The organism is Veillonella atypica KON, from assembly GCF_002959915.1.
Classification (GTDB): domain Bacteria; phylum Bacillota; class Negativicutes; order Veillonellales; family Veillonellaceae; genus Veillonella; species Veillonella atypica.
In genome coordinates this window covers 40,981-61,398 of the sequence record NZ_PPDE01000003.1, presented here as the reverse complement: position 1 = coordinate 61,398, position 20,418 = coordinate 40,981, and the positions used below count along the sequence as shown (strand labels likewise).

Genomic DNA, 20,418 nt, shown 5'->3' with positions numbered 1-20,418 from the left:
CACCCATACATGTATATAAGATTTTTTATTAGAATGTCACGCTTATATTAAAAGTGTACCCCAAAAGTGATGAATATGCAAAGCCACTTATTATCTATATTTTTAGGGATAGAAATTTATGCACGTTGTAATATATGCGTATCTATACCAGCAATAGCTTGACCCATGTAATACACTTGTTGCTGACATGTAAACAACCAAATTTGTTGATGTTCACCAAGTTCAGCTAACAACTCAAGTGCACTCTTTTGGCGATCTTCATCAAATCGGACTAGGATATCATCTAATATGATTGGCAATGCATCCACTTGGTACGAAAAGACCTTTGCTAGTGCCAAACGCAGCGCGAGATACACCTGATCCGCTAAACCACTAGACCAATGATAAATCGGTAATCGTTCACCCCGTTCATTCAAAAGGGCTAAACCGTCTTGCAATCCCCACATATCAAATGTATAAGCACCATTCGTTAAACGTTTAATATACTGAGATGCTAATTCTAACATCTTTGGTTGTGACTCTTCTTCGTATGATTGTTGCGCTCGTTCCATACAATGAGCGATGACAACTTGAGTGGCCCAATCTTCCAAGGCAGATTCCAATTCAGATTCTAACTCTTGTCGTTGTTGAATGGCTTCCCGTTGCTCCTGATCTGAACCCAATGCACGCATAGCTTCCACGATTTGGCCTCGTTTCTCATAGAGGTTAGCCATCGCATCCTTGCGCGCATTCAGCTCTTGATCTGCATGGGCTAATTCATCAGTCCAATTCTCTTTATTCCCCTCACGCAAGCGGCGATAGAATAAATCTTTATTTTCACCATCTGGAGTTAACAAATCAAGCTGTACTTGGCTTTGTTTGTAAATCGTTTCCCATTGCTTAAATTGATCTTCATCAATGAGTTTTTGACGATATTCATTGGCCCCGGATAATCCGCTTTTTTCAAGCAATGCTTTTTGTTCTAGTAAAAGCTCTTTTTCCTTGCGATGCCAATTATCATACTCCATACGGTAGCTCTTACGCTGTGATTCTTTTTGTTCCCAACGAATCATTTGTTGTTGAAAGTTTTTATATTGGTTATAAATACGTTTTAGCTCAGTAGGAGACACAGGGGCTTCAACACCAAGGTTATACCATAAGGTAACAGCTTGGTCCTCTATAAGGCGCAAAGATTCCTTATGTTCATCTAAGCGTTTCTCGTATCCTTCAATGGTCCGCAATTGTTCAGAGTACTGGTCATATTCATGCTTCATACTAAAGAAATCATCTTCATCGAGACTCTTGGCAGCCCCTTCAGGAATCCATGCTTGCCATTCAGCCAAGGCTTTTTCATAATTAGCCTGTAATTGTTTACCTTCATCATTGTAACGTTGCTCAATAGCTGCCGTTTCCAAGTTCGGTACATCTGACGCCACAGGTAAAGGTGCATCCAATTGTGTTTCCAAATACGACTTACGTTGCTGTAAGCGTTCTAGTTCACGCATCAACCGAGCTACATCGGAATCATCTACATGGCGAAGGCGCCATCCATACCAGAACAATCCCAGTCCAAGTATTAATAGAATAATACCACCGATGCTATATAGTACAGATTCCAGTGCAATAAGTCCTGCCAGAGACATCAATACACCAACGACGGCTCCAATCCCCCCAATACGTTGCAACCAAATCGGCATCGTGGCCATACGTATGGAACCATGTTCTCCAAGTCGAGACTCTAGATCTGCAATATCAGTCATAACAGCCTGCAACTCTTGCTGAGCCCAGGTGTTAACAGGGCTATTTTCACCAGTGTCAACAGATGAACTATCTTCACTTATTTTTGGTTCTTTTTGCAAGGATGGTGCTTGGCTTTGCCAATATAATAATTGGTCCTTTGCGGTACGCAATCGTTTGGATAAACGTTCCCCTTCAAACCAATTCACATCAGTTGGCACCGATTCATCCTTGCGCCATGAAGATTGTAACCCTCTCGAGAAATCAAGTTGCTCTTTAACCTTAGCAATGTAGGCTTCGCCTTCTTCACACTCACGGCGCAATTGTTCCCACTTCGCACCTTGTTGAATCAAATCCTCTATATCTTGGCCATAGGTAGTAAATGGACTATTAGGATCAAAATTTTCCGGTTTTAGTGCTTCTTCTTTATCAAGCCAAAGTTGCATATTCTGACGAGCTTCACGAAGGCCCTCATCGATACTTAAAAACGCATCGCGATCTAGTGTATCAGGAGATGTAAACTGTTGCATACGACGACGCGCCTCTTCGCTACGTCGATATGTATCCCATGCACGAAGCACCATCTCTACGCCTTCACGATAATCTTGCCATTCTTTGATTTGATTCTGAATTTCTGCTTCTGTATCCTCGGAAGCCTTCAACGCTTGTTGTAATTCTACATATTGCGTTTCATGTTCACCCAGTGCGGATAAACGAGCCTTATTTTCTTGTAATTGATCTATCAAAACATTGATGCGGCGTTTGCCTGATGCAGACGCAACCAGTAAGTCATTAGCATTGGTTTCAATGCTTTTTACTACACCACCGAGTTGCTCGCCCCCTTCGGCGCCAAAGAATCTAGCTCGTACATCTACTTCATTGAGTATATCTACGCCTTGAAGGTCCTCTAACGTAAGGCCGAATATGCGGTTATACGTTTTTTTATCGAGCCCATGCCACCACAATTGATTCGGCTCGACCTTTATGCTAGGCTCACCAGGAGAATAAAAATCTAAATTCTTGTTTTGTCGGCCTAAATGATAAGCCGTCCCCTCTTTGTCGAGCTCAAGAGATCCACTTACATAACCATATTTTTTATGTTTACCGCCAAATAAAAGAGAACGCATACCTTCTAATAAGGAGGTTTTCCCACTTTCATTAGCGCCATATACAAGCTGTACACCGTTAGGACCGGATGTAAATGTCCAGTTTTCATACGGCCCAAATGAGTCGAGTCGAATCTGTTTAATGTTCATCGTTTACCCCCATTAACACCGTAACCCCTTCCATTTCACTGCGTTCCATAACTCGTTTCAATACATCGTCTGATAATAAATCTAAATAACTGCCAAGTCGTTTAGACTCAGGACGATCGACCAAGATTTGACGTACGGCCTCAATATCAGTAACGGTTTCATCATAGGCACGTAGATAATCGCCTACCATGTCGGACAATAAACGGCGCTCTGCCAAATTAACAGTAGGACGCGTTTTAGCAATCATGCGGTATGGCATAACAAAAATAGATTTACTCTTTTCCTCTGCCTGCGTCTCCCGTAGCCATAATTTTCGAACGGACTCATCCACGCATAAGCGATGAATTGGACCAGTTCCTACTAAATGGACCGATACCAATGTATTCTTATTATATTTTTTACGTAAGGACTGCTTTTTATGGCTCAACAAATCTAATAACTCACGTTCAGTTTGTATGCCTGCAATATCGATCTTTATATCTTCAAAACGAATGGCACTGGTCTCAATAAATTCTAGTTCACAATGTCCATTATGTGATACGTTGACCATATAGCATCCTTTAGCGCCAGATTCCTTGCGATGTAATCCTTGAGGATTGCCCGCATATACGACCATAGGGTCTTCTGAAATCACCTGTGATTTATGGATATGACCTAGTGCCCAATAGTCCATAGCGCCTTGCATGATATCCGTCAAATTACAGGGCCCTGTTACATCATGATGTTCACTGCCCACACTAGATCCAACCGTTCCATGCATGACAGCAAGGGAAAACTCATCTCGTTCAAAGGCTTTATATTGTGCAGCAAAATTAGATTGTTCATTGCCATGGCCACAACTGATGCCGTAAACACCACCAACTTCAATATTATTAACCATCAACGGAAATCGTTGTACCTGTGTATCCGAAAACACATGTACATTATCAGGCATTGATAAGCCAGCGCGCCAGCTTTCAGCAGGATCATGATTACCTTGCACCATATATACGGGAATATGCGCCTCCCACAAGCGATACATAGCACGCACAAATCGGACCTGAGCCTCTAAATTATGATCTTCACTATTATAAACATCACCGCTAATCACAACTGCATTAACGCGTTCGCGCACAGCGATTTCAATGATATTATTGAAAGCTTCATAAGTTGCTTCTGCGACAGCACGATCTACATGCCGACTCATCCCCATAGCATATTGAAAAGGAGCCCCTAAATGAAGGTCTCCACAATGTATAAAACGAAAGGGTTGCATATTGTCTCCTTTCCTAACTTATAGAATACTAATATCTAATTATACTATATATTTCTATATAATATGTAAGATATCATATTGTAAACTAATTAATTTATACAGTTGACAATTAGTATACAAGAATACTACAATTACATTGTAAATATATTCGTTTTTATAAGTTAACAATAACAAGGAGGCTATAATGGCACTTCCAGTAGAGCAACAAACCCAGGTGGGTTCTTATGAAAAAATATTAACTATTGCCAATCGTATATTACATGGTGGGGAAATCACTAAAGAGGAAGCCATCGATTTAATCCATACATCCGATGAAGATACCATGATTCTATTGGCTATGGCAGATAAAATAAAACAACATTTCAACGATAATTCCGTCGACATTTGCGCGATTGTAAATGCTCGTTCTGGTAAATGTCCTGAAAACTGTAAATTCTGTGCACAGTCGGCACACCACAATACAGGCGTTCAAGAATATCCATTTATGGATGATGAATCGATTTTAGAGGCTGCTAGAAAAGCAAAAGAAGCTGGTGCTATTCGTTTCTCTATTGTTACAAGCGGTCGCAACACTTCCAACCCTAATGAATTCAACCAAATCTTACGCGTATTAAAAGAAATCCGCGAAAAAATTGGTTTAGAAATTTGTTGTTCCCTTGGTTTGTTAACCTATGAACAAGCTCTTCAATTAAAAGAAGTTGGTGTTACTCGCTATCATTCCAATATCGAAACTGCACCAAGTCATTTCCCTGACATCTGCTCCACACATTCCTATGAGGACAAGATGTCTACCATAGAAAATGCCAAAAAAGCTGGCATTCGCGTTTGCTCTGGCGGTATCTTAGGTCTAAACGAAACGCTAGAACAACGCGTAGAAATGGCGTTTGAACTTAAACGCCTCAACATTGATTCCATACCATTAAACATATTAAATCCGATCAAGGGTACTCCATTCGAACATAACAAAGCGTTAAAACCGATGGAAATTTTACGTACCTTCGCTGTATTCCGTTTCATTTTACCTCATGCATTAATTCGCACCGCAGGCGGTCGAGAAGTAAATCTACGCGATTTACAATCGTACGCACTAAAAGGTGGTCTTAACGGCATCATGGTAGGCGGTTACTTAACAACCGGCGGTAGATCCCCGCAAGACGATTTACAAATGATTAATGATTTGGAATTAACCCGTACAGCCGCTCAGCTATAAACTAACGGTTGTTACCAATCACTAGTGGATATCTTAAATTTTACCTATCTACAAAGACTGTAGCACCTCTGCGTGTTTACAATACATTTACACATAAAAAATACCTAGCTAGTTGCTGTCTAGCTAGGTATTTTTATATTTAATTTTTTAAATTTATATCTAAAATATTAAATTCAAGCTATTTATTGCCATAACAATCTATAGATGGCTTGACCATTCGTATTGCCTTCAATCGGTTCAGGATCTTTATCATAATCAACATTATCATATTGAGTGCCGTTTGGCATATACGCATCTACTTCTAGAATTTCCATGGTCCGATTATAACGGCTAATATATACCTTATAGCGAAGTTCATCGCCACCTGGTTCATTAACCTTTAGCCAAAGAACAGCATCATAATCGCTTTTTTGAACACTATCATTATCTATAAAGAGTTGATTACCTTTGTCATCAGGACTTACATAGTACCAATCAGTCGCTTGTGCCGTATTCGAATATGTTATGAGGCAAAAAAAGGCCATCAAAGCTATAAGCAACTTCATAGTGGCCCCCTTTCTAACCCAACAACAAAAGTCTTATAACTAGAACGATTTTTTTAAATATTTTTAAAAAAAATAAAGAGAAGATATTATCCTCCTCTATTATCATATCAAGAAGTATGGCATTTATCAACATTTAATAAACGAATTTTACATTTCATCTAAATTTCATAAAATATTTTTTAGAAGTTCATTTTACCTTCATGGTATTTACTTATAATTACTACATCAAATGATAATTATAAGTAAATATTCCCTGATTACTTAATGTATTTATCTCCCGACAAGTAATACTAACCCCAAACCTACTACTTGTTTAAATACATAGGTCATTTGATGTTAATACTAACACTCCCCTTACATGAAAAAGGACTCCATCAGGAGTCCTTTTTTCGTTGCTAAACCTATACACTTATGCAAAAAGCTGCCCTAGGGCAGCTTTTTAGTTTGTAGTTCACGACCTAAATCAGATGGTACAGGTGCGATAACAGTCACCAGTTCAGATTGTCCATATGGTATAAATGTCAACGAATAGGCATGTAAGGCCTGTCTCGTATACGGTTTTTTCCGCATACCATACATGGCATCGCCAATGATAGGGTGACCAATATGAGCCATATGAACGCGAATTTGATGAGTTCGTCCGGTTAGCAATGTAAACTCTAACAACGATTGTACATCATCATATTCAATCACATGATATTCGGTTACAGCATCTTGACCAAATTCATCAACACAACGGCGATTATCAAATACCGGATCCACACCGATAGGTTCATTCACCACACCATCAGATGTAATCTTTCCTTCTACGAGACCGCGATAGACACGGTGAATTCGACCTTCTTGTAGCTGTTTAGTGTAATATTGTTCTGCCTCACGGGTTTTGCCAAACATAATAACACCTGTTGTATCTCGATCCAAGCGATGAACAGGCCGAATTTTATGAACTTCGCCGCGTTTAGCATAATAGCCAGCCACCAGATTACTCAATGTATGATATTTCGTTTGACCTGCTGGATGAACCAGCATAAATGGAGACTTATACACCACAAGTGTGTGTTCATCCTCATAGAGAACCTCTATAGGTCCTTTTTCAACCTCTACACCATAACCCTTATCTTGTGGTAACTCAATAGTAATAACATCCCCTTTTCTTAGCATACGCTTGGAATGAGCAACGCGGCTATTGACCTTCACCCGTTTCTTACGAAATATCATCTGCACATTTCGAGAGGATAAAGAAAATCGCTCTTTTACATAAGCAGATACTGTTGTATCTACCTCTTCTTTTACTGTATATGTTCTCCAGCTCATATTACCACCATTCATTGATATATGTATTTTGTTTAGGATATACCATATCTAGATAATCAATCCAATGAGATTCGCCTTGTAATTTACCTTCAAACACAAGATCTTTAGCTGATACAGCCCCCATCAACAGGACTGTTAGACCGCCAATGTCTATGGTGATATCGATTTCATCCACAGATTCAGCAGAAACGCGTTTTACGTTAGGTAAAGTGCTTTCACCTAGGCTAAGGGCAAATACGCCATGATTCCAATCGCATAATGTATCGGTAACCTTAATGTTTAAGGTAATTGGCATCATAACGGCTTCTAGATTAACAGGTACCGTAGTCAACGCTGTTTCTACGTCTACGATACGCGCCATCATATACGGCATCGTTGTATGACCTGTTTTTCCATCAGGAACAAATCTATAACCCGTATCATGCAATCCTTCATTCCAGCGAATGCTTTCACCTTGAGAACGATGGTTATAAAAATAATTAAGCAAACCACGTTGAGCACGACGTGTTGTGTATACAAATTCTGTAACTGGAATTTCAGGGGCCCCCAAACGATAGACAGCGTAGCCCTCGATTTGACCTTCATCATTTTTTACGACCGCAATATTCACACCTTCAGCAAAGAAACTGCCTAATAGACGTCTCCACTCCTTCTCGCCGCGCTCTGCATAGCCGCACAAGTCCTTTGTATAGGCTTTGTAAACAGGAGCAAGCAATGTCCATTGCTCTACATCATTTAGCAATCCAAAGGATAAGGTTTTATCCGTCAAAGGACGCAAACTCTCTAATGGCATGGTCTGTACCCATTGATGAGCGTACAAATCCCAGCCATATTGTTGATAAAATCCCGCTTTAGAAGGCATTAAAATGGTAATGCCTTGACCACGACGGCGCAATTCTTCTAAGGAGTGCAACAATAATGCACCACCTACGCCGCCACGACGTGCGGCTGGATGAGTGGCAACACCAACCATGTAGCTAGTAGGCAAGATAGCGCCGCGCACATTGATGTTGTATTGACGTAAATGAACAGTGGAGAGCAATTGACCTTCTTGGATACCTACGACAGTATTCTCCGGTTCATAACAGTTAGAAAAATAATATTGAAAGAAGGGATCTTCTTTTGGTTCAAAGCAATACGCCCATAGCGCTTCAACTTGAGGGGTATCTTGTGATGTAGCAATTCTAAAATCCATACGATTTCCTTTCTATCCTAAATAGCTCTAGAGCTATATATTTCATGTAGTAGAATGTACTTCACACACTCTACCCTTTATTATAACGGAAAAGAGTGGCACCATACAGTACCACTCTCATATTCGTTATTAAATTGACCTAATTATTTACCGCCCGTTGCATTATCTGCTTCATTAGCATATACAGCATCATATTTTTCTGCAAAATGATCAGGATTATAAGATTCCTTCGCTTGACGAAGACCAGGCAAACCCATATCTTCTTCACGATTGATAAACTCTACATTGCTAAATTCATGGCGGATGAATTCATTATTAATTGCTTGATACAAACCGCGAATATCCGGATTGGCTTTTTCAATGTGAATTAAAGCCATTCTATCATTCATTAATTCGCCGATACTGAAAGCCTCTACGCGACCAAACAACTTAATAGCGCCGCCTTTTAAGCCTAAGACATCCCAATGATCAAAGAGTAAATTAATCGCCACTAATTCATCTTCAATACCTTCTTCGTGATGAGTTTCCACCCAAGACGCTGCTGTCTCACGGCACAATGGAATGATGTCTTCTGTAATTGGCACATATTCATAGTTGGAATATTGCATACGGAATTGATTCAAGTGATTTTTCTTTTGACGGAATTTCTTACCGGACAAATTGATAAGATCTTCAGACTTATAAATATATTCGTAGTTATCACGGTCAGGTGTGAATACGTAACGGCCTGGGCATAGTTCCTCCATCCGTTCTTTCACAACCTTGCTAACACCTTTGAAAATGAATGGTAATTTATTTTCTACAAACCATTCTTTTGCACGCAATAAACCATCGAGGAACTTCGCATCCTTACCAGCAAATGGAGGTAATAGGAATGGATCGCGCTTACCACCACCTTGGATGTACAATACGCCATTTTCTTCAGCCCAACGAATGCCATAGGCTTCTTGCCACATATACAATGTAGTAAAGCAATTATCCGACGCTTCGTAATGATGTTGTTCAAAATATTTATCGATTAATGGTTTATCTCTTAATTCAAAACGTTTAAATTCTAAAATAATAATCTCCTCCTTTTTAACATTCATGGTGCTAGTTTCTAGCTACTCATAAGATATTTATTGAACCTTCACCTTTTCACCTAGTTCAAAGGTTCCCTTGGTTGTAATAACTTGTTCGCCTTCATTGAGGCCTGTCATGATGGACACATACCCATCTTGTTCATCCCCTACTTCAACGACACGTACGTCTACCGTATTATCAGCGGTTAATACATATACATATTTACCATCTTGATTTTCACGTACTGCCGCAGCAGGAACAACGAGCATCTTAGCTTGAGCACTAGATTCGATGGTCAAACTATAAAATTCACCAGCCTTAATAGCTCCTTTTTCGTTGTTGAAAGTAGCCTTAACTAGTACACTTGGTACATTTTCAGGCTGGTTTGTATCTATATAGGTCAACTCACCTGGAATATCTGAATCACCGACATGCAAAGACACTTTAATACTTGATTTTGCCTCTGGGCTAGCTAATTTCATAGCCGCATCACGAGGAATACTCAAGGATGCTACCATAGGCGTCTCTTGTTGTATCAACATAAATGGACGATCTGCAATCGCCATTTGACGATCTTCATTGTAAATAGCAGTCACCACACCAGCTATAGGAGCCGTAATATTAGCGGCAGCTATTTGTGCGGACACCTGAGCAATTTGTGCCTCAATAGCAGCAACACTAGCACCGTTGCCACCACCGCCACCACCAGTTGTGGTTGTCACAGTTTGAGGTCGAGACCGTTCTAGAATACGATTATATTCCTTTTCTGTAATATTACCAGCCTCGCGCATTTGGCGAGCACTTTCAAGCTGAGCACTGCTAACCGTAGGCGCCGTCGTTGTCGTCGTTGTTTCAACAGCAGGCGTATAGGATTGGGCCGCACTAAGCTGACCTTGTAAGGACGCTAATTGTTGTTGCAATGCCGACGTATCAATCGTCGCCACCACTTGACCTTGTGTTACCTTATCGCCTACCTTCACAGCATACGTAGCCGCACCTGATACAGCGGGCGTAATAGTGGACTTATTAAGAGCTGTTACATTCGCTTCATTATGAATTTGTAACGGCATATCTTTATAAGTAACATCGGCAACGGATACCGTAGATGTACCACAACCTGCAATCGCACATACAACAATGACCAATAGTGCCATTACAGCACCAAGTCGAAATTTGTTCATACTTTCACCTTATCTCTATCCATTGTATTGATTTTTATCAATACCTTAGTATATCACAAAATCAATAAGAATTGTATGAAAGCTAATTCCCTATATGATTAGATATTACTAGTCAGAAATAATATCTGATATAATATTCCTGAACAAGTATACATATGGAGGTTTCTCATGGAAGAACGTATGGATTTTAGAATTTTAAATAATGGTAGCTTTGTGCCATCCATCGGATTTGGCACCTACAAAACAGGAACGTCGGAGGAAACGGAGCAAGCTGTAACGAATGCCTTACAGGCTGGATACCGTTTACTCGATACGGCAGCTTATTATGATAACGAAGAAGCCGTCGGCAAGGGCATGAGTGCATCTGGTATTAATCGGTCCGACATCATTGTAACCACTAAAATTTGGTATACCAATGCCGGTTACGATGCTACGATGCGTGCTGTTGAAAGTTCTCTAAAGAAGTTAAATACTAATTATATAGATATCATGCTTATTCACCAACCAATAGGTGATTACTACGGCTCTTGGCGCGCCATGGAGGAGTTATACGACCAAAACGTGCTACGCGGGTTGGGTCTGTCTAATTTCTACGAAGACCGCTTAATCGACTTGCTGTACCACTGCAATGTAAAACCTGTGGTAAACCAAATCGAATGCCACCCATTCAACCAACGTAAATCCTTATTACAATTAATGCGTAAGCATCAAGTAGTAGGTATGGCGTGGTCTCCATTTACTCGTGATCGCCAACCTGTATTGGACCATCCTATCATCAAGAGCTTGGCTGAAAAGTACGGCGTTAGTAAGCACCAAATTATTTTACGTTGGCACATCCAACGAGGCATCATTCCATTGCCAAAGGCAACAAGCTTAGAGCATATGAAGTCTAACTTTGACGTCTTTGACTTCAAATTATCCATTACAGATATGGATCTCATGGAGCTACTTGATCAAAGAGCGTTTTTGGAAAATCATCATACTGCTGCGGGGCTTGAAAGAATTTTAAAACTAAAATAACTTGCTGAATTGCTTCTAAGAAATCATTTATTGCATTGTAAAGAAATCCCCCTTCCGTCAAGCCTCCACCGGCCAGGTCTGACTCCGCCCTGCGGGCTCCGCAGGGCCAAAGTCGTTTGACGAAAGGGGGATTTCTTCATCACACCATCAGCAAATTCTTCTAAAGAAGCAATTCAAAATCTGTGTCATATCATTTTAAAATTCTTTCAAGCAACAGACAATAGAGAACTTTTCCAAAAACGCTCTTTGATTTAGAGAAATATTAAATATTTTGTACGATAAGCATATACACTATAGTACCTACGGCAATGGATACGAGCATGTTCCGTTTCCATAGATGTAATCCTACTGTAACCAGTAATGCTATCAATTCAGGGATACCATATGGGTATGCTAAAACGACGGTTTCCTTAAAGGTATATACGACGAGCATACCCATAACGGCAGCAGGTAATGCTTTGCCTAAAAAGAGTACAAAATCTGGCGCCTTTTTCCCAGGTGGGAATATGAGGAACGCTCCAAAGCGAGTCAATAATGTACCTGCTACTACGATAGCAATGGTCATAACCATTTCTATATTAGTCAAGGCGCACACCTCCCCATTTGTACGCAAGATAGCAAACTACGAGCATACAGCTCATAGATAGAAGCATAAAGAGAGATTTCCCCACCAATAAGAGCATGGCTACCGCTATAGCTGCACCTGCTACACCAAAGGCTCGAATCTTATTATTCTTTGCATTAAGTAGCATTTCAAGAAATACCACAATAAATAGCCCTTGTAACACGAAATCAATACCTCGTAAATCTACAGAAGTCAATAGATTACCAAATAGACCACCTACAAAGGTACTAAATACCCAGAACACATAGTTAAGCCAAGACACGTGGAAGTAAAACCATTTTTTATCCACATCATCCGGTAATCTTGTAGACATGTTGATAGCAAAGCTTTCATCACACATCCAAGCAACGGTAGGAAACCACTTCCAACCCATATGAACATATCGTTGTAGCGCAGATAAACCGTAGAAAAAATGACGACCATTAACGAACATGGTTAAAACAAAGGCATTAATAGGATCAAATCCAGCCATCAACATACCTATCGTTACAAACTCCATGGATCCTGCAAAAATGGTTGCTGCCAAAACAGGTGGTGTCCACCAAGGGAACCCTTGGCTCGTAGCATATAAACCAAATCCTAAGCCTATGAAAAAGAAGCTTATGCCCATAGGAATCATAATAGGAAAAGCATAACTAAAAGCTTGACGCCCTTTATGTAATTGTTCCATTAATATATCGCCTTCTTTCATTTACACTAGATTATGATATTCATAAAATGTATATAATACCATCATATTCTCCATACAATGTACAAAGAAAAGACACCTACCAGGTGTCTTTTCTAATATATACACTATTCTACTAATTATAAGGCACGCGTTAAAATTTCGCGAGCCACTTCTGGTGTAATATCACCGTTTTCACCAAGTTGTGTCATACCATGACCTTCTAATTGTTTCACAATTTTATCAACTGCGTCTTCGCCTAGACCATAATCTTTCAAATGCGTAGATACACCAAGGGACTCGAAGAATTCGCGCGTTTTAGCGATAGCCTTATCTGCTTTTTCTTCTGTTGTACCTTCTGTGATATGCCATACACGTGTAGCATATTGTGCCAATTTTTCAAGCTTGTCTGCTTTTTTCACTTCTAACAATGCAGGCAATACGATAGCTAATGTAATCCCATGGTCAAGATGGTACGCCGCAGTTAACTCATGACCAATAAGATGTGTGGCCCAGTCTTGTGGCACGCCGGCACCAATCAAGCCATTTAATGCCAAGGTAGAAGCCCACACGTGATTAGCACGAATATCGTAGTTTTCTGGATTTTCTACCGTTTCTTTGCCGATTTCAATCATAGTTTTCAAAATGCCTTCGCTGAAACGATCTTGAATACGGCCCTCTACAGGATATGTTAAATATTGCTCTGTGGTATGCACGAAGGTATCGATTACGCCGTTCTTAACTTGTTTTTCAGGCAATGTGAAAGTCAATATTGGATCAAGCATGGAGAACTTAGGGAATACTAAGCTACTGAACACAGGATATTTACCATCACCATAAGTAATAACGGCACCATTGTTCATTTCAGAACCTGTGGCAGGTAGAGTCATAACTGTACCAAATGGTAATGGATTTGGCACCATTTCCACTGGAACCTCTGGTACACCAGCTTTCATAACTTCAACGACAGGACCATCATAAGTAGCGCCCATAACGATAAGTTTTGTAGCGTCTACTACAGAACCGCCGCCTACAGCGAGAACGAAATCTACGCCATGTTCTTTAATGAAAGCTACTGCACGTTCACACGTTTCAAGGGATGGGTTTGGCTCAATACCGCCGAATTGCTCTACCTTGCGGTTGCCAAGGGCTTTCACAATACGATCAATCAGACCACTGCGCACAGCAGATCCACCGCCGTAAGTAATGAGCACCTTTGCATCCTTTGGTACCAATGTATCTAATTCACCTAAACGATCTTTACCAAATACGATATGTGTAGGGTTATAAAAATCAAAGTTAAACATAGGGACCTCCTAAGTATTATATTTGTATTCCACCGCTTTAATTGTATAAAACTTATCTGTATTATATCATATTTCGATTTTTTTAGATATATCTAGATAACGCTACTTTCAATTACTTAATAACTCTACTTTACAATCATCGTAGGAGCCATAGTTTTAATCTATATCCAACCCTTATATTTTTATCTATATACAAAACCCCATTTACATGATAGGATATATCCATTATATGTATATAGAAAGGGATGTTCACATGAAATTAAAGAAATTTATTGCCCCGCTTCTCGTTGGCGTTTTAGCATTCGCCATCGCAGGCTGTGGCACAAATACAAATCAATCTAGTCAGACACCAAAGGAAATTAAAATTGGTGCTACTGCTGGTCCTCACGCTCAAGTAGCAGAAGCTGTAGCAAAAGAGGCTCAAAAGCAAGGTATCGACCTTAAGGTTGTGGAATTCTCCGATTATGTAACACCAGACAAAGCATTGGCTGATGGAGATATCCAACTCAACGCATACCAACACGTTCCATTTATGGAAAACTTTAACAAACAAAATGGTTCCGACCTTGTAGCTATTGGCAAAACGATTTTAATGCCTATGGGATTGTATAGTAACTCTGTACATAGTGCACAAGATGTACCAAACGGCGCTATCGTAGCGATTCCTAACGATCCAACAAACGGCGGTCGCGGTCTTGCATTACTTGCTAAAGCGGGCCTCATTACATTGAAAGAGGGCGTTGGCTTTAAAGCAACAGTAGCAGATATTACATCTAATCCTAAAAACCTTCAAATCCAAGAGCTTGAAGCAGCTCAATTGCCACGCAGCTTAGATGATGTTGTTGTGGCAGCAATTCCTATGAACTATGTTCAAAGCGCAGGCCTTAACGTAGAAAAACAAGGTTTCTTCTTAGAACCTAAAGACGAACCTTTAGCTGTTATGATACTTGCTGTACGTAGCCAAGACAAAGATAACGAAACATACAAAAAAATTGCAGACATCTACAAATCTGATGCAATCAAACAATTCATCAACGATACTTTCAAAGGTAGCATTACCTCTGCAAACTAACAAAAAGCGATACTCTAACTTTTTTTAGAGTATCGCTTTTATTTTATTCTTCAGTATCAATCACGTTTATTCTTCAGTATCGAATGTAACATCCAATGGTTGGCGTTCCACAATATTGCGGTAACGAACCTTTGGATAGCCCATCAAGATACCACCAGCAATGATTTTATCCTCAGGTACACCTAATAGGTCCAATAATGGTTCATATTCTGCTTCCCCAGCATGTTCAAAGAAGCCTGCCCAACAAGTACCTAATCCTAATGTTGGTGCATACAACTCTGCATAAGACAAGCAAGAATGACCACTATCGTGAGTACGATGAATATCCTTTTTAGAACCGATAGCCACTACTAACGCAGGCGCATCGCGCAAGATGTATTCCTTACCCTTATCCACTTCAGCTTGTGCTGCACGAGCATAAAGACGCATAATCGGCACAGTTTTTGCCGCTAAATGCATCCACTCAAGAACGAGATCTGCAATGCGGCGTAATTTTTGTTTATCCCGAATCACGATATATGAAATTCCTTGCGTATTTGTCGCAGTTGGCGCCATACGAGCCACATTCAATACCTTGCGAATCAATTCAGCAGGAACTGGTTTATTTTAATAATTACGAATAGAGCGACGGCTGCGCAAGAATAACTCAGCTTGCTCTGGCGTTAATTTTTGTTCTTTTGTGATATCGATTTGCTCTTTACGTGGTGTCATATCACTATCAAGAGCAAGCGTTGGGCATACGGAAATACAATGCCCACAGGAGATACAACCTCCCTTGCCAGTCACAGGCCCATTCTCGGACATCACTAGCAAGCCTGTCGGACAGTCAGCTACGCAAAGGCCGCATCGTGTACAGACTTCTGTATTGACGGTAAATAACATCTGATAAATCCTCCAAACACTACTATAAAGCCTATTATAACACAATCAATCAAGGGTTATCTAGGCAACATATGCTTTTCAAGGTTATTCTCCCTATTTTGATGGGGCCCCATTTCATTTCTACAACCTAGTTAAAAAAGTACGAATATACTTGCTTGCTCCGTCCTTCGCAAAGTCGCTGCACAAGTATATTCGTACTTTTTTATAACCATATTTATAAAGGCGTCCCATCAAAATAGAACTACACACTTTAAACACATAACACCTAGATAACCCGATTGATTTATATAAAAAAGCTTTAAACTAATGGCGCCACGCCCTCCATCTGGAAGAAGCTAGCCTGCGGCTAGGCTTTAGAGTAGTGATGCCATGCCCACCGTAGGGGAAGGACTAGCCGAAGGCTAGTCTCTCCCTTTCCCCATCACATAAAAGCATATTGAGTAAAGATCAAATGTAGCTTGTGATAGGGAGCCAGCAATATATAGAGAAAATAGTCGATTGCTATGGGACTAATTCATAGCAGGTGTTATAAAAATAAAACTAGGTATTTCTGCAGCGACTTTACGAAGGACGGAGCAAGGAGATACCTAGTTTTATTTTTAATTAAGTTGTCGTAGTGAAACGGGGCCTCATAGCAAACGACATAATATCTGCTCAATTGCTGGGGCCCTATCACAAGCGGAAAGCATATTTACTCAAATGCTTTTACAAGTTCCATATATTGAGTCTTATGAGTCAATCGCCAAGAACCAAAATCCGCTTCTGGTGCCTCATTAAGTATATTGGCTAACGCCTCCATAAATGCTGGAATTTTTGCAGCTACAATATTCCCAGCCATTTTACCAAAACTTTCAGAACCCATATGTTCTGAACCATCATCTACGATGATGAAAGCAGGTTGTGGTTTCTTATCTACGAGTTTTACAGCACCGTGAAATCCAATTTCCCCAATTTGATGAGTCCCACAAGAATGTGGGCAACCAGAAATATGTACTCGCGGCAATTTTTTCGTATCAATACCTTTTTCTTCAAGATGATCAAAGACAGCCTTTAGCAAACCATTAGAATCTTGCATTCCGATTTGACAAACTGTAGAGCCCACACAGGATACGGAACGACGAAAATCATCGCGTGCGCTATCATCTGTTAATTCCGCAATTTTTCTAGCTTCGTCAGCGGTCAAATTGATGAAAAACAAGGCTTCATCCGGTGCAATGCGAGCCTCCACTTGGTCTAATGTAACAGCATAATCAAGGGCCGCCAATATATGTTCAACGTTCGCATCGCCACCAATTGGGTGGTATTCTACAAAGTACAGACCTTCTTGTTTTTGACGATGAATACGATGATTTTCTACCGAATCATCGCGCTTGCCCGTCTTCGTAATTTCATAAGCATAATCTGCAGGATTAATGGTCAATTTTTCAACCTCTTTCACCATTGCCAATGTTTCTTCATAGGTTTTGATGAAAGCTTCCGCGCCCCCCATTTCTGCAGGCATATAACGGGTACGTGCTTTGCCGCGATTTTTAAAGTTACCATGGTTTGCAAATACCATGAGCATAGCTTTCACATGATATAAAACATCCTCAGGTTGCACATCACGAGCTACGGGAATACCGATGCGAGGATTAGGACCAATACCACCACACGCATATACATCAAAGGTATGATGTTTTGTTAAATTGAATCCCAGATCCTTAAAGGTAGCATGTGGTGTGCTATCAAATCCATTATCGATACCCATCTTAAATTTACGGGGAATCTTGATATAAAACATTTGCTCCATAAGAAATTCGCTAATGGCTGCCGCATATGGTGAAATGTCAAAGGTCTCGCGAGGATCAATGCCGCGTAAGATACTGGCTACTACATTTGGATTATCGCCGCCTGCACCGCGATTATAAATGCCATGTTCATAACATTCCTTGAAGAGCTGTAAAATAGTTTCCCCATCGAGTCCATGCATTTGTAAGCATTGACCAGTTGTGAAATGAATATGTGTAAGATTGTACTTGCGGATAGTATCTGCTAAGAACCGCATTTGTTCTTGTTTGATGCGACCACAATTAAAACGCCAACGGCTCATGCCCGTAGCAGCACCACGTTCGGCGTAGCTACCATATGCGCCGGACTGGCCCTTATAGTCCGCAATAGACATCTCTTTCTTATAAAACTTGCGTGTCATATCTTCAAACTTTGGATAATCTGCAATTAAACGTTCTTTTACTTCTTCTGTAATCATAGTACTACCTCTTGGCTTATATTTATTAAGCATATATAGAAACTTTTATATGTACATTATACGCTTATGTAATACTTGAAAACGTATCCATAGTCACAATTATATATATAAATATTTGTATTTTGATATTACAAAATGTAATAATAATTATTTTCGATTGCACCGAAGAAGGGTATAAAATCAATTGCATTACAATCTATGCATTCTACTACAACACATAGTCCAACTACGCAAAAAGCAGCAGACCTAATGTCTGCTGCTTTCACAATCAATATGATTATTTAACTATTATTCCTCACCTTGTGTAGGATTGTTATACGCATCTTTATCAATGGTGCCCATAATTTTATCTACCACAAGTGCATTTGTTAAGGAACCGGATACGTTCAAGCATGTACGTCCCATGTCGATTAATGGATCGATAGCAAGAATCGGGCTGATGGATGTGAAGTATGCACCAAGACCAGTACCACTAAGGGATACGGATGCAGCCATTGTAGCCGTACCAGGAACGCCTGCAATACCAACGGAACCAATAGCGATAACGATAACGCTCATGATGTACATTGTCAAGTCAAATGGAATACCCGCTACATTAGAAATGTAAACTACCACAAGGGCTGGGAATACGCCGGCACAACCTTGCATGCCTGCAGTAGTACCAAAGGATGCTACTGTATTAGCAGTTGTAGCATTTACGCCAAGACGTTTTGTCAATGTTTCAACAGTCAATGGCAATACGCCCATAGAGGAACGAGATGTGAAGGCCAACAACAATGGAGCCTTCGCTTTTTTAAAGTATGTAATCGGGTTGTAACCAAAGCTAGCAATTAAGATAGCTTGAACGACGAACATAATCAAAAGACCTACGTAAAGCAATACTACGAAAAGTCCCATGTCGAGGATGGCTTGCAAGCCACGTGTCGCCAATGTAGATGCCAATAAAGCAACTACGCCGTATGGCATAAGGCCAATAATGAAATCGGCAACCCAGGAAATCAATTGATGAAGCTCATCAAATAACTTTGTAAAGATTTCCATGTTATTGGTGCCCGTTTGTTTTAAGAGACGGGCTACGCTGCCCAAGATGATGGCAAATACTACGATGCCAATAACATTTGTTTCTGCAGCAGCTTGAATAGGATTGCTAGGAATCAAAGCACGGAATGTATCCACCATCGGTTTGATTTCACGGATTTTTTTACCGGACTCAACAATATCAAAACCTTGACCTAATCCAAAAGCATTACCGAGGATAAGGCCTACGATAGCGGCTACAGCCACCATGCCGAGGTTAGTGGACACCATGGCAACTACTAATTTCTTAAGATTAGCCCCTGCCTCCATGTGTAAAATAACATGGACGATGGAGATAAATACGATAGGAATAACAAGCATGCGGATTAAGTCGATGAACCCCCCACCCACAAGGGAGAACCACTTCGTACTTTCCTTGATGTAGACCACCTTAGACGGATCATCAGGAAAACCAGCAATAACTTGAATTGCTACGCCTAATACGGCACCAATAATAGTGCCAATAATAACAAGATTACCAAAGGATGTACCCTTACGTTGCAATACATAAATACCGATTAAGGCAAGTACAAACACTGCGATAATACCAATACTCAATGAATTGCTTAGCATGAGGTAATCCGTAAAGAATGGAATATTCATAATACACCTCGTTTAATTCATATTAAAATAATAGGTTATGAACTTAGTATATCATATATCGAATAATTTACAAGTGCTATATCGAAATTTCTATAAATAGATGTATGCCTATTTTGCATTCTATACAAAGGTGCAAAAAGGCGACCTTCCATCGGAAGATCGCCTTATACAGTCTTTAGTTATATT

The 20,418-nt window shown here is 40.1% G+C and carries 16 protein-coding genes and 1 pseudogene; 3 read left to right on the top strand and 14 right to left on the bottom strand.

The genetic code is table 11. The features are described from left to right. Positions 1-116 precede the first annotated feature (116 nt). Positions 117-2,972 carry an ATP-binding protein gene (locus tag VAHSUH02_RS01240; RefSeq protein ID WP_005384116.1) on the bottom strand — a complete coding sequence of 952 codons (2,856 nt, stop codon included), beginning with the start codon at positions 2,970-2,972 and terminating at the stop codon, positions 117-119. Beyond that, the gene (locus VAHSUH02_RS01235) at positions 2,962-4,227 is read right to left on the bottom strand and encodes a metallophosphoesterase family protein (protein ID WP_005384124.1); all 1,266 of its coding nucleotides are present in this window, start codon (positions 4,225-4,227) and stop codon (positions 2,962-2,964) included. The genes VAHSUH02_RS01240 and VAHSUH02_RS01235 overlap by 11 nt, the downstream gene beginning before the upstream one ends. A 184-nt stretch (positions 4,228-4,411) precedes the next feature. Here VAHSUH02_RS01235 and bioB point away from each other — a divergent pair, with 184 nt between their 5' ends. Next, on the top strand, positions 4,412-5,437 hold the full coding sequence (gene bioB, locus VAHSUH02_RS01230) for a biotin synthase BioB (RefSeq protein WP_005375253.1): 1,026 nt from the start codon (positions 4,412-4,414) through the stop codon (positions 5,435-5,437). A gap of 182 nt (positions 5,438-5,619) precedes the next feature. Here bioB and VAHSUH02_RS01225 read toward each other — a convergent pair whose 3' ends face one another. From VAHSUH02_RS01225 to VAHSUH02_RS01205, 5 genes are all read right to left on the bottom strand, one after another. Next, complete coding sequence (locus VAHSUH02_RS01225; protein WP_005375251.1) at positions 5,620-5,982, bottom strand: hypothetical protein; 363 nt, start codon at positions 5,980-5,982, stop codon at positions 5,620-5,622. Positions 5,983-6,408: 426 nt separating this feature from the next. Next, positions 6,409-7,296 carry an RluA family pseudouridine synthase gene (locus tag VAHSUH02_RS01220; RefSeq protein WP_038148970.1) on the bottom strand — a complete coding sequence of 296 codons (888 nt, stop codon included), beginning with the start codon at positions 7,294-7,296 and terminating at the stop codon, positions 6,409-6,411. 1 nt (position 7,297) lies between these two features. Further along, positions 7,298-8,491, bottom strand: coding sequence for a GNAT family N-acetyltransferase (locus VAHSUH02_RS01215; RefSeq protein ID WP_005384130.1), 1,194 nt, complete (start codon positions 8,489-8,491; stop codon positions 7,298-7,300). A 143-nt stretch (positions 8,492-8,634) separates the two neighbouring features. Next, on the bottom strand, positions 8,635-9,579 hold the full coding sequence (locus tag VAHSUH02_RS01210; RefSeq protein WP_005375748.1) for a DUF2156 domain-containing protein: 945 nt from the start codon (positions 9,577-9,579) through the stop codon (positions 8,635-8,637). A 30-nt stretch (positions 9,580-9,609) separates the two neighbouring features. Next, positions 9,610-10,734: an efflux RND transporter periplasmic adaptor subunit gene (locus VAHSUH02_RS01205; RefSeq protein ID WP_005375740.1), complete on the bottom strand. Its 1,125-nt coding sequence runs from the start codon at positions 10,732-10,734 to the stop codon at positions 9,610-9,612. 168 nt (positions 10,735-10,902) lie between these two features. Between VAHSUH02_RS01205 and VAHSUH02_RS01200 the strand changes: the two genes are divergently transcribed. Beyond that, a complete protein-coding gene (locus VAHSUH02_RS01200; protein ID WP_005384133.1) occupies positions 10,903-11,754 on the top strand; it encodes an aldo/keto reductase in 852 nt (283 codons plus the stop codon). A 262-nt stretch (positions 11,755-12,016) separates the two neighbouring features. On the opposite strand, the gene VAHSUH02_RS01195 is transcribed toward VAHSUH02_RS01200, so the two are convergent. The 3 genes from VAHSUH02_RS01195 to VAHSUH02_RS01185 all read right to left on the bottom strand — a co-directional run bounded on the left by VAHSUH02_RS01195 (position 12,017) and on the right by VAHSUH02_RS01185 (position 14,353). Continuing rightward, positions 12,017-12,340, bottom strand: coding sequence for a branched-chain amino acid transporter permease (locus VAHSUH02_RS01195; protein ID WP_005375776.1), 324 nt, complete (start codon positions 12,338-12,340; stop codon positions 12,017-12,019). Then, positions 12,333-13,049, bottom strand: a complete 717-nt coding sequence (locus VAHSUH02_RS01190; protein WP_050777371.1) for an AzlC family ABC transporter permease — start codon at positions 13,047-13,049, stop codon at positions 12,333-12,335. The genes VAHSUH02_RS01195 and VAHSUH02_RS01190 overlap by 8 nt, the downstream gene beginning before the upstream one ends. Before the next feature lie 137 nt (positions 13,050-13,186). Beyond that, complete coding sequence (locus tag VAHSUH02_RS01185) at positions 13,187-14,353, bottom strand: iron-containing alcohol dehydrogenase (RefSeq protein WP_005384136.1); 1,167 nt, start codon at positions 14,351-14,353, stop codon at positions 13,187-13,189. A 253-nt stretch (positions 14,354-14,606) separates the two neighbouring features. Between VAHSUH02_RS01185 and VAHSUH02_RS01180 the strand changes: the two genes are divergently transcribed. Continuing rightward, positions 14,607-15,425 (top strand): MetQ/NlpA family ABC transporter substrate-binding protein, encoded by an 819-nt coding sequence (locus VAHSUH02_RS01180; protein ID WP_009660678.1) that lies wholly within the window; start codon positions 14,607-14,609, stop codon positions 15,423-15,425. A 66-nt stretch (positions 15,426-15,491) separates the two neighbouring features. On the opposite strand, the pseudogene VAHSUH02_RS09765 reads toward VAHSUH02_RS01180, so the two are convergent. From VAHSUH02_RS09765 to VAHSUH02_RS01165, 4 genes and pseudogenes are all read right to left on the bottom strand, one after another. Next, a pseudogene (locus VAHSUH02_RS09765) lies at positions 15,492-16,019 on the bottom strand (nitroreductase family protein); the annotation flags it as partial. A 12-nt stretch (positions 16,020-16,031) separates the two neighbouring features. Further along, complete coding sequence (locus tag VAHSUH02_RS09760) at positions 16,032-16,307, bottom strand: DUF362 domain-containing protein (protein ID WP_005384141.1); 276 nt, start codon at positions 16,305-16,307, stop codon at positions 16,032-16,034. Between the two features lie 691 nt (positions 16,308-16,998). After that, positions 16,999-18,552, bottom strand: coding sequence for a nitrite/sulfite reductase (locus tag VAHSUH02_RS01170; RefSeq protein WP_038148971.1), 1,554 nt, complete (start codon positions 18,550-18,552; stop codon positions 16,999-17,001). 288 nt (positions 18,553-18,840) lie between these two features. Next, complete coding sequence (locus VAHSUH02_RS01165) at positions 18,841-20,232, bottom strand: cation:dicarboxylate symporter family transporter (RefSeq protein WP_005375760.1); 1,392 nt, start codon at positions 20,230-20,232, stop codon at positions 18,841-18,843. Between the last annotated feature and the right edge of the window lie 186 nt (positions 20,233-20,418).